This is a genomic window from Rhodococcus sp. ACT016 (assembly GCF_050477185.1).
In the GTDB taxonomy this organism is placed as follows: Bacteria; Actinomycetota; Actinomycetes; order Mycobacteriales; family Mycobacteriaceae; genus Prescottella.
Genome location: NZ_JBEAET010000001.1, coordinates 225,292 through 236,021 on the forward strand (window position 1 = coordinate 225,292; position 10,730 = coordinate 236,021).

Annotated in this window: 9 protein-coding genes; 6 read left to right on the forward strand and 3 right to left on the reverse strand. The window is 66.4% G+C overall.

What is annotated here, in order from left to right:
* Nucleotides 1–77 precede the first annotated feature (77 nt).
* A complete protein-coding gene (locus ACQ5DX_RS01100) occupies nt 78–1,727 on the forward strand; it encodes an acyl-CoA synthetase (RefSeq protein WP_430330861.1) in 1,650 nt (549 codons plus the stop codon).
* On the forward strand, nt 1,727–2,839 hold the full coding sequence (locus tag ACQ5DX_RS01105) for an NAD(P)H-dependent flavin oxidoreductase (protein ID WP_430330862.1): 1,113 nt from the start codon (nt 1,727–1,729) through the stop codon (nt 2,837–2,839). The genes ACQ5DX_RS01100 and ACQ5DX_RS01105 overlap by 1 nt, the downstream gene beginning before the upstream one ends.
* A 66-nt stretch (nt 2,840–2,905) precedes the next feature.
* On the opposite strand, the gene ACQ5DX_RS01110 is transcribed toward ACQ5DX_RS01105, so the two are convergent.
* From ACQ5DX_RS01110 to ACQ5DX_RS01120, 3 genes are all read right to left on the reverse strand, one after another.
* The gene (locus ACQ5DX_RS01110; RefSeq protein WP_430330863.1) at nt 2,906–4,537 is read right to left on the reverse strand and encodes a long-chain-fatty-acid--CoA ligase; all 1,632 of its coding nucleotides are present in this window, start codon (nt 4,535–4,537) and stop codon (nt 2,906–2,908) included.
* 99 nt (nt 4,538–4,636) lie between these two features.
* On the reverse strand, nt 4,637–5,758 hold the full coding sequence (locus tag ACQ5DX_RS01115) for an acyl-CoA dehydrogenase family protein (protein ID WP_430330864.1): 1,122 nt from the start codon (nt 5,756–5,758) through the stop codon (nt 4,637–4,639).
* 15 nt (nt 5,759–5,773) lie between these two features.
* Nucleotides 5,774–6,955, reverse strand: coding sequence for an acyl-CoA dehydrogenase family protein (locus tag ACQ5DX_RS01120; protein WP_430330865.1), 1,182 nt, complete (start codon nt 6,953–6,955; stop codon nt 5,774–5,776).
* 281 nt (nt 6,956–7,236) lie between these two features.
* Between ACQ5DX_RS01120 and ACQ5DX_RS01125 the strand changes: the two genes are divergently transcribed.
* The 4 genes from ACQ5DX_RS01125 (at nt 7,237) to ACQ5DX_RS01140 (ending at nt 10,725) form a co-directional block, all read left to right on the forward strand.
* Nucleotides 7,237–7,425: a ferredoxin gene (locus ACQ5DX_RS01125; protein ID WP_005515523.1), complete on the forward strand. Its 189-nt coding sequence runs from the start codon at nt 7,237–7,239 to the stop codon at nt 7,423–7,425.
* 120 nt (nt 7,426–7,545) lie between these two features.
* Nucleotides 7,546–8,460: a 3-oxoacyl-ACP reductase gene (locus ACQ5DX_RS01130; RefSeq protein ID WP_430330866.1), complete on the forward strand. Its 915-nt coding sequence runs from the start codon at nt 7,546–7,548 to the stop codon at nt 8,458–8,460.
* 628 nt (nt 8,461–9,088) lie between these two features.
* A complete protein-coding gene (locus ACQ5DX_RS01135) occupies nt 9,089–9,853 on the forward strand; it encodes an MlaE family ABC transporter permease (protein ID WP_430330867.1) in 765 nt (254 codons plus the stop codon).
* Nucleotides 9,854–9,873: 20 nt separating this feature from the next.
* Nucleotides 9,874–10,725 (forward strand): MlaE family ABC transporter permease, encoded by an 852-nt coding sequence (locus ACQ5DX_RS01140; protein WP_430330868.1) that lies wholly within the window; start codon nt 9,874–9,876, stop codon nt 10,723–10,725.
* Nucleotides 10,726–10,730: the final 5 nt, after the last annotated feature.

Below are 10,730 nucleotides of genomic sequence, written 5' to 3' on the forward strand. Positions count from 1 at the left end.
GGAACTCCCGCGATGTGTGTGAGTTGAGTCTCAGATTGGGTCTTGTCAGCGACAGTAACACGTTCTACTTTGTTGACGTGGCCATTAATATCGCAGACCTTATCGAGCATTCGATCGACCTCAACCCGGATCGCGTCGCACTGGTGGACGCGGAGCGTGAGATCACGTTCGCACAACTGGAGGAGCGGGCCAACCGACTGGCCAACTACCTGCGGGATCAGGGCGTCAAGCCGGGCGACAAGGTGGGCATCTACAGCCGCAACACCATCGAGGCGATCGAGTCGATGGTCGCGGTGTTCAAGGCTCGCGCCATCATGGTCAACGTCAACTTCCGCTATGTCGAGAACGAGTTGCAGTACATCTTCGAAAACTCGGACATGGTCGCGCTGATCCACGAGCGCCGCTACTCGGACAAGGTCGCGGGCGTCCTGCCGAACACCCCGCACGTGAAGACCACCATCGTCGTCGAGGACGGCACGGATCTCGACTACTCGTCGTACGGCGGTGTCGAGTACGAGAAGGCGCTGTCGCAGGGCTCGCCCGAGCGGAACTTCGGTGAGCGCAGCCCCGACGACATCTTCATCCTGTACACCGGCGGCACCACCGGTATGCCCAAGGGCGTCATGTGGCGGCACGAGGACTGGTGGCGTGTGCTCGGCGGCGGCGTCAACTTCGTCACCGGCGAGTACGTCCAGGACGAGTGGGAGATGGCGAAGGTCGGCGCGGCCAATCCGGCGATGGTCCGCTTCCCGATCCCGCCGATGATCCACGGCGGCTCGCAGTCCGCGGTGTTCCACAGCCTCTTCGGCGGCGGCACTCTGGTGATGCACCCCGAGTTCGACGGTCACGCGGTGTGGCAGGTCATCGACCGTCACAAGGTCAACCTCATCTTCATCACCGGTGACGCCATGGCGCGCCCGATGATCGACGCGCTGATTGCCGGCAACCCGGAGACCGGTGAGCCGTACGACCTTTCGTCGCTGTACGTGATCGCCAGCAGTGCGGCACTGTTCTCGCCGACGCTCAAGGAGCAGTTCCTGGACCTGCTGCCCAACCGTCTGCTCACCGACTCCATCGGATCGTCCGAGACCGGATTCGGCGGCCTGGCCACCATCACCAAGGGCTTCGAGCACACCGGTGGCCCGCGCGTGAAGATCGACGCCGCGACCGTCGTCCTCGACGACGAGGGCAACCCGATCGAGCCCGGCTCGGGCAAGGTCGGCATGATCGCGCGCAGCGGTCACATCCCGATCGGGTACTACAAGGACGAAGAGAAGACCAAGGCTACGTTCAAGGTCTTCAACGGAATTCGCTACTCGATCCCGGGCGACTACGCCTCGGTCGAGGAGGACGGCACCGTCACGATGCTCGGCCGCGGTTCGGTCTCGATCAACAGCGGTGGCGAGAAGATCTACCCCGAAGAGGTCGAGGGCGCCATCAAGCTGCACCCCGATGTCTTCGACGTCCTCGTGGTCGGTGTGCCCGACGACCGCTGGGGCAACCGTGTCGCCGCCGTCGTCGCACCGCGTGCCGGCACCCGTCCGAGCCTGACGGACATCGTCGAGGCGGCCCGCAAGGAGATCGCCGGCTACAAGGTGCCGCGCAGCCTGTGGCTGGTCGACGAGATCAAGCGCTCGCCGGCGGGTAAGCCCGACTACAAGTGGGCCACCGCGCAGACCCAGTCCCGCGACGCCGACGACCATCTCACCAACGGCAAGGACTCCTGATGCGCACGGATCTCGCCGAGAAGTTCGGTATCCAGTACCCGATCTTCGGGTTCACGCCGTCGGAGCACGTGGCCGCGGCGATCTCGCGGGCCGGCGGACTCGGCGTGCTCGGGTGCGTCCGGTTCAACGACCCGGACGAGCTCGAGGCCACCCTCACGTGGATGGACGAGAACACCGACGGCAAGCCGTACGGCGTCGACATCGTGATGCCCGCCAAGGTGCCCACCGAGGGTGCTGCCGTCGATCTCGACAAGCTCATCCCGGCCGAGCACCGCGCGTTCGTCAACCGCACGCTCGACGAGCTCGGGGTACCGCCGCTGTCCGACGACGTCGAGCACGCGACCGGTGTCCTGGGATGGCTCCACTCGGTGGCGCGCTCGCACGTCGACGTCGCGCTGAATCACCGGATCGCGTTGATCGCCAACGCCCTCGGATCGCCGCCGAAGGACGTCATCGACCTGGCGCACGAGAAGGGGGTGCCGGTCGCGGCCCTGGCGGGTGCGGTCGAGCATGCGCGCAGCCATGTCGAGAACGGCGTCGACATCGTCATCGCACAGGGCTACGAGGCGGGCGGGCACACCGGTGAGATCGCCTCGATGGTGCTGGTGCCCGAGATCGTGGACGCCATCGGCGATTCCGCGGGTGTCCTGGCCGCGGGTGGTATCGGCAGCGGCCGCCAGGTCGCCGCGGCGCTCGCGCTCGGTGCCTCCGGCGTGTGGATGGGCTCGTACTGGCTCACCACCAGCGAGTACAAGCTCGGCAGCGCGGCCGACGGTCCGTCGTCGATCCAGCGGGCTCTGCTCGGTGCGACGTCGGCCGACACGGTTCGCTCGCGGATCTACTCCGGAAAACCGGCGCGGCTGCTCAAGACCAAGTGGACCGACGCGTGGGCCAAGCCGGACGCGCCCGAGCCGCTTCCGATGCCGCTGCAGAACATCCTCGTCAGCGAGGCGCACCAGCGCATCTCCGCGGGTAACGACCCCGAGGTCGTGGCGATGCCGGTCGGTCAGATCGTGGGTCGGATGAACGAGATTCGCCCGGTCGCCGAGATCATGGCCGAGTTGGTGGCGGAATTCGAGTCCACCGTCTCGCGCCTCGACGGACTGAAGTAGGGCATAGCGAAAGAGCTCGCGCCCGGAACGAATCGTTCCAGGCGCGAGCTCTTTTCGTGTGATCGATCAGGCGTTTGCCGTCTGCCGCTCCAGCGTGAGCGCCAGTTCCGGTGTGAGCCTATGGAACTCGTCCTGGCCGCGTTCGCGCAGCCACACCGGATCGGAGCAGTACCAACGCTCGGCGCTGAGCGTGCGGGTGACGACCTTGAACGTCGCGGTCCGCGGAAACTCGGAGCACACGCGTACCAGCGTCGGCCGCTGCTTCGGTCCGAGGTCGGGCTGCGCGTCGAGGAACTCTGCGAACGCGACCGGGTCGAAGTCGTCCACGTCGTCGGTCGGGATGACCGCTGCCATCACCCGGTCGCCGATCTCGCGGTCCGGAACTCCGTACACGGACACCTGTGCAAAGCCCGGGTAGCGGAGCAGGATGCGCTCGATCGGTGCCGCACCGAGGTTCTCGCCGTCGACGCGCAGCCAGCCCGAGCTACGGCCTGCGAAGTACACGAATCCGTCTGTGTCCCGGTAGGCCTGGTCGCCGCTCCAGTACATGCCGTCGCGCAGGCGTTCGGCGTCGGCTTCGGGATTCTTGTAGTAGCCGGCGAACGCTCCGGCGCCCGCAACGTTGACCATCTCGCCGGTCGCTTCCTCGGCATTGACGAGACGACCGTGGGCGTCGAACTCGGCCGGCGGGCACACGGCGCCGGTCTCCGGGTTACGGATCTCGATGTTGGCCGGGAGCAACCCCAGAGCACCGGCCGGGGCATCGGGGTGCGCCGAGATGGACACGCCGCCCTCGGTCGAGCCGAAGCCGTCGATCACGCGGGTACCGAATCGGCGGGCGAACTCGCGAGCCACCGGCGCCGAGCCCTCGTTGCCGTACATGATCCGCAGCGTGTTGTCGGCGTCGTCGGGCTGCTCCGGCGTGGCCAGGATGAACGACAGCGGCTTACCGACGTAGTTGGCGTAGGTGACGCCATAGCGGCGCACGTCGGGCAGGAAGCCGGAGGCGGAGAACTTGCGCCGCAGGACGATTCCGCACTGCCCGTGCAGTGCCACCGCCCATGCCGCCATCATGGCGTTCGAGTGGAACATCGGCATTGCCATGTACACCACGTCGTCGGGGGAGAGGCCGAATCGCTCGGCCAGCATGACACCGGGTTCGGTGAACTTCCGGTGCGTACAGCGCACCGCCTTCGGGTCCCCACTGGTTCCCGAGGTGAAGATCAGCATCAACAGGTCGTCGAGTTGCGCCGTCTCGGGCACGGCGGGAGTGCCCGCATGCGGCGCCAGAAGATCGGTCCACTCGGGCGAATCGACATTGATCACCCGCACGCCGCCGAGATCGAGCCCGTCGAGCAGATGGGCCTGGGTGTTCTCGGTGAACACGATCTGGCAGTCGGACAGCGCGATGTCCCGTGCGAGCGCGTCCCCGCGGCGAGTGGTGTTGAGTCCGGCGAGGACGGTGCCGGAGAACGCCGCGGCCCCGAGGAGTGACGAGAACTCCGGGATGTTGTCGAACAGCACGCCGAAGTGCCGCGGACGGTCCGAGTCCAGCAGGTCGTTCAGAAGTGCCGCACGGTCGTACATTCCGTGGACGTGGTCCGTCCACGGAATGTACGCGTCTTCGAAACGGATTCCGTGCGTGTCGACGTCGCGAAGCCGCTCGAGCAGTTCGGCGACGGTGGGAGTCACTGTCATACCCCCATCATGGCGGGTGTGATGCCCGTCATGCTTCTTCGTTTCACTGTATGGGACTGCTCGAGCGCGCGCGGCCGGGACTGCTTGTGCCCGAGTCGCTTACGCGGGCGTCGCAGCCAGTTCGGCGCCGAGGCGGCGAAGCTGATCGGTCGCGGAACCCAGCAGGAACTCCTGGCGCTTCGCAGCGAGGAAGTACCGGTGCACGGGGTGATCCTCGTCGAGTCCGACGCCGCCGTGGACGTGTACCACGGTGTGCGCGACCCGGTGACCGGCGTCCGCCGCCCAGAACTTGGCGGTCTCGATCTCACCCTCGATCGGCAGGCCCTCGGCCAGGCGGAAAGCCGCCTGCCACAGCGTCAGTCGAACGCCCTTGACGTCGATGTAGCCGTCGGCCAGGCGCTGCGCCACGGCCTGGAAGCTGCCGATCGGTCGTTCGAACTGGATCCGCTCGCGTGCGTAGTCGGCGGTCATCTTCAGTGCCTGGTCGAGCACGCCGAACTGGAAGGCGCTGGACCCGACGGCTCCGCGGTCGAGGATCCATTCGACGATCTCCCCGCCGCGCTCGATCGAACCGAGCACGCGGTCGGCGCCGACGTGCACATCGGTGAACTCGACGATGCCGGTGCAACCGAAGTCCGTCGTCTGCTGCCGGGTCACCGCGACGCCGGTGTCGCCGGCCTCGACCAGGAACACAGCGGTGCCGTTGTCGGTGGCGGCCGGAACGAGGAACAGGTCCGCGATCGGGGCGCCGTCGACGACGATCTTGGTGCCGCGGATGGTCCACCCGTCCGCGGTCCGCTCGGCCCGGGTGACCGGCGCCGCGGGATTGTCGTTGAGCTCCTCGGCGAGCGCGGCGGCGAGAATCTTCGTACCGGCGCCTGCGGGCGCGGCCCACTCCGAACGCTGTGCGTCCGAGCCGAACTCGGCGATCGCGCCGGTCGCCATGACGATCGACGTCAGGTACGGGACGGGCGCCACGCCGCGGCCCAGCTCGATCAAGATGCTCGCCTGCTCGAGGACGCCGAAACCGTCGCCGCCGACCGACTCGGGCAGCGCCGCGTTCAGCACACCCGAGGTGGCGAGCGCGTCCCACAGCTTGCGATCGAAGCGGTCCTCCGCGGCGTCGAGCTCACGCAGACGCTCGTTCGTCACGATGTCGGAGACGATGCCGTTGGTGAGGCCGGCCAGATCGTTCTGGGCCTCGGTGAGAGTGAAGTCCATGTCGTCGTCCTTCTCTTATCGCTTCGCGGCGGGCTGGCCGAGGGCGGTCATCGCGATGATGTCGCGCTGGACCTCGTTGGTGCCGCCGCCGAAGGTGAGGATCAGTGCGGAGCGGTGCATCCGCTCGAGTCGTCCGCGGAGCTGGACGCCGGCCGAGTTCTGGCGAATCGTGGCGGACGGTCCCAGGATCTCCATGAGCAGGCGGTAGGCCTCGGTGGCGAACTCGGTGCCGAAGACCTTGTTCGCGGACGCGGCCTCGGGGCCCGGCGCGTGGTCCTCCGCGGAGGCGATCTCCCAGTTCATCAGCTTGAGGTACTCGGTCTTGGCGTGCACGCGAGCGAGGTTGATCTGCACCCATTCCTGGTCGATCACCCGGCGGCCGTCGGCCAGCTTGGTGTTCTGCGCCCACTCACGGACTTCCTGCAGGGCCGTCATGATCGGGCCCGCCGACGTGAGGGCGACACGCTCGTGGTTGAGCTGGTTGGTGACGAGCTTCCAGCCGCCGTTCTCCTCGCCCACGAGCGAGCTCTGCGGGACGCGGACGTCCTGGTAGTAGGTGGCGCTGGTGTCGGGGCCGGCCATCGTGTGGACCGGGGTGTACGAGAAGCCCTCGGCCGTGGTCGGCACGATGAGCATGCTGATGCCGCGGTGCTTCCGGGCATTCGGATCGGTGCGGCACGCGAGCCATACATAGTCGGCGTACTGGATGAGGCTGGTCCACATCTTCTGGCCGTTGATGACGTAGTCGTCACCGTCCTTGACCGCGGAGGTGCGCAGCGACGCGAGGTCGGTGCCGGCTCCCGGCTCGGAGTAGCCGATCGAGAAGTGCAGCTCGCCTGCCGAGATCTTGGGCAGGAAGAACGCCTTCTGCTCGGGGGTACCGAAATGCATGATGGTCGGCGCGACCGAGTTGATCGTCAGGAACGGCACCGGAGCGCCCGCGATCGCGGCCTCGTCGGTGAAGATGAGCTGCTCCATCGGGGAGCGCTCCTGGCCGCCGTACTCCTTGGGCCAGCCGAGGGTGAGCCAGCCGTCCTGGCCCATCTGCTGGACGACCTCACGGTAGACGTTGCCCTCGCCGTACTCGCCGGTCGTCGCGGCGAGCGCCTCGCGGCGTTCGGGGGTCATCAATTTCGCGAAGTAGCTTCGCAATTCCTCCCGCAGCTGCTGCTGCTGCGGGGTGTAGGTGATATCCACGTGCGTTTCTCCATTCCGGGACTATCGTCGGCGTCGATTTCGACCGATACGACCCGGATTTCTGGAATGATCGCGGACACTGCTGATCGTGTACGAGGCTGTGACAGCGGCCTTTCCGTGACCGGTGCGGACCGTGCGGTCGGCGCCTACAGGAGGGTTGTCCGAATCATTGCACAGCAGTGAAACGGGTTCTAGTCTTATGGCGAAGTCTCGGTGCGCCACAGCCCGGTGCGTCGGGCTTCGGTCCGGTCTTTCGAACAAACGTGAAATGAGGAACCGTCATGGAGGTAAGGGTCGACAGGGACCGCTGCGAGGCAAACGGTGTCTGCGTCGGAATCGCTCCCGACATCTTCGATCTGGATGACGACGAGGAGTTGATCATCTCGGCCGCCGTTCCTCCGGCCGATCGGGAAGCGGACGTGCGTTCGGCGATCGCGCAGTGCCCGCGCGCCGCGCTCACCGAGCACTAGTAGTCACCCTTGCGGCCAATGTAGAACACGTTCTACATTGGCCGCTGTCGTCGGCAGCCGCGGCGACGAGGCACCGACCGGCGCGAGGCCGGTCGACGTCACGGTTACGGGAGTGCGTACATGAGTGCAGACAGCAGTCGCGAGGTCAGCTTGGAGGGCAAGGTCGGGATCGTGACCGGGTCGGGATCCGGTCTCGGCCGTGCGGAGGCGATCGGTCTCGCGCAGTCGGGGGCTGCCGTGGTCGTCAACGACCTCGCGGTGAACGACGCGGTCGAGTCGACGCTCGACGAGATCCGCACTCTCGGAGGCAAGGTCGAATTCGTCGCGGGTGACGTCGGCGAGCGGTCCACGGCGGACGCCCTCATGGCGGCGGCCCAGGGACTCGGCGGTGTCGACATCGTCGTCAACAACGCCGGCATCGTCCGTGACCGCATGCTGTTCGGCATGTCCGACGAGGAGTGGGACCTGGTCCTCAAGGTGCACCTGCGCGGTCACTTCCTCCTCTCTCGCAATGCCGCCACGTTCTGGCGCGACAAGTCCAAGGCGGATGGTGCTCCGGTTTACGGCCGCCTGATCAATACGTCGTCCGAGGCGGGTCTGCTCGGTCCCGCCGGGCAGCCGAACTACGGCGCCGCAAAAGCCGGCATCACGGCCCTGACGCTGTCGGCGGCGCGCGGCCTGTCTCGCTACGGTGTGCGGGCCAACGCGATCTGCCCGCGGGCGCGGACCTCCATGACGGAGTCCGTGTTCGGCGACGCGCCTACCGGCGAGGTCGATCCGCTGTCGCCCGAGCACGTGGCCGCACTGGTCTCGTACCTGGCATCGCCCGCGGCCGACAACGTCAACGGACAGGTCTTCGTCGTCTACGGCCCGATGGTCGCGCTGATGGCCGCTCCGGTCGTCGAGCAGCGCTTCGATGCGTCCGCCGCGCAGTGGACGCCGTCGGCGCTCGCCGACGAGATGGGCACCTACTTTGACGGGCGCGATCCCGAGCGCATGTTCTCTGCGTCGGAGGCACTGAAGAGCCTCGGCTGACGCCGACGTCTCGACGCCTGTCACAATCGGACCAATCCCGCAATCTGCCTGTGTAACGGCAGATTGCGGGATTTTCGATACATGTAGGACGAAACCCGACGATGATGGGTCGAACGTGCTACGTGTCCGGATTGTGGCGGGGCGACCACGGCTGGCCGCAAATTTCTGTACTGGTGTCTAGAACGCGTTTCAGTTTCCTGTCTTGGAGGCCTGGGTCCCGGCGGTGGCTGGAGGGCGCGTCGGGGTCTGCGGGTGGATACCACCCGCAATCGTGGGTGCCTGCCGGCCGGTCAGGTTCTGTGTCGATCCGCTCTTGTTGATCGTTGTTGAAAATCGCAGTTCAGAAGAGCCTACGAGGCCTCGACCGTGCCTTCGGGCGTGGCACGATCGGCCGCTCCGATCGCGCGATTCGCTGCCCGTCGACGGGCGGCGAGTGGAGCCGGACGCAGCCTTGCGGAGGGGGTGTCGGAGGCAGCGAACAGAAGTCTTTGACAGGTGAACACGTTCTAGTTAATATGACCTGGGTCACAGGCTGTTTGTGCTGTTTGGACGGCCTGGGGGACGCGTTGTGTCGCGCGAGCGGCGCGCGCACGGTGATCAACCATGACGAGTTTGGTGAGGAGGAAACGTGGTCGACCTCCTCGAGGTACCGATGCGGGCCGCCGGCGGCTTCTTCGCGATGTCGGCAGACACCCTCAGGGCTGTCTTCTCGCGCCCGTTCCAGCGGCGTGAATTCATCGATCAGGCGTGGTTCGTTGCTCGGGTGTCGATGATCCCGACCGTGCTCGTCGCGATCCCGTTCACCGTGCTGGTGAGCTTCACGATCAACATCCTGCTGCGGGAGATCGGCGCAGCCGACCTCAGTGGCGCGGGTGCCGCCCTGGGCGCGGTGACGCAGGTCGGACCCATCGTCACGGTGCTCATCGTGGCCGGTGCCGGCGCGACCGCCATTTGCGCCGACCTCGCTGCGCGGACGATCCGCGAGGAGATCGACGCGATGCGCGTGCTCGGCATCAATCCGATCCACCGGCTCGTCGTACCGCGTGTGCTGGCGTCCACCGCCGTCGCGCTACTGCTCAACGGTCTGGTCTGCACCATCGGCATCCTCGGCGGCTTCTTCTTCTCGGTGTACGTGCAGGACGTCAACCCGGGCGCGTTCGTCAACGGCATCACGTTGCTCACCGGCTTCGGCGAGCTGATGATCTCGATGCTCAAGGCCGGTCTGTTCGGCATGATCGCCGGACTGATGGCCTCCTACCTCGGTCTCAACGTCAGGGGCGGTGCCAAGAGCGTCGGCGACGCCGTCAACCAGACCGTCGTCTTCTCCTTCATGGCGCTCTTCGTGGTCAACGTGCTCGTCACCGCCATCGGCATCAAGCTGACGTCCGGGTGAGTGGCAGGGGGGTGAACTAGATGGCTTTGGTCGCATCAGGGCGATTCGTCCGCACACGTCGGCGCGTCGCACGCGCATCACGCTCGATCGACGGCGTCGGTGAGCAGGCACTGTTCTACTGGCGCGCGCTTGTGTGGGCACCGCGTGCGCTCATTCATTACAGGAAAGAAGTGATCCGGCTGATCGCCGAGATCGGCATGGGTACCGGTGCGCTCGCCGTCATCGGTGGCACCGTCGTCATCGTCGGGTTCCTGACGCTGTTCACGGGCGGCGTCATCGCCGTCCAGGGCTACAGTTCGCTCGGCAACATCGGCGTCGAGGCCCTTACGGGATTCTTCGCGGCCTTCATCAACGTGCGCATTGCCGCCCCGGTGATCGCCGGCATCGGTCTGGCCGCCACCATCGGCGCCGGCTCGACCGCACAGCTCGGTGCCATGCGTGTCTCCGAGGAGGTCGACGCGCTCGAGTGCATGGCGATCCCGTCGATCCCTTACCTCGTCTCGACCCGCGTGATGGCGGGCATGATCGCGATCGTTCCGCTGTACTCACTGGCCGTGATCGCGTCGTTCGTGGCCAGCCGGTTCGCGACCGTCGTCATCAACGGGCAGTCTCCGGGTGTCTACGACCACTACTTCTCGACGTTCCTGATACCGACGGACATCCTCTGGTCGTTCGTGCAGGCGATCGTCATGGGTATCGCGGTAATGCTCATCCACACCTACTACGGCTTCAACGCCAGCGGCGGCCCCGTCGGCGTCGGTGTTGCGGTGGGTAACGCGGTCCGCGCCTCGCTCATCGCGGTCGTGACCGTGACCCTGTTGATCTCGCTGGCTATCTACGGCCAGTCCGGCAACTTCAACCTTTCCGGATAGGGCGG

Excerpts from the sequence above, each read along its gene's own strand:
- ACQ5DX_RS01105 (WP_430330862.1), top strand. The coding sequence starts at position 1,727 with ATGCGCACGGATCTCGCCGAGAAGTTCGGTATCCAGTACCCGATCTTC.
- ACQ5DX_RS01110 (WP_430330863.1), bottom strand. The coding sequence starts at position 4,537 with ATGACAGTGACTCCCACCGTCGCCGAACTGCTCGAGCGGCTTCGCGAC.
- ACQ5DX_RS01115 (WP_430330864.1), bottom strand. The coding sequence starts at position 5,758 with ATGGACTTCACTCTCACCGAGGCCCAGAACGATCTGGCCGGCCTCACC.
- ACQ5DX_RS01125 (WP_005515523.1), top strand. The coding sequence starts at position 7,237 with ATGGAGGTAAGGGTCGACAGGGACCGCTGCGAGGCAAACGGTGTCTGC.
- ACQ5DX_RS01130 (WP_430330866.1), top strand. The coding sequence starts at position 7,546 with ATGAGTGCAGACAGCAGTCGCGAGGTCAGCTTGGAGGGCAAGGTCGGG.
- ACQ5DX_RS01140 (WP_430330868.1), top strand. The coding sequence starts at position 9,874 with ATGGCTTTGGTCGCATCAGGGCGATTCGTCCGCACACGTCGGCGCGTC.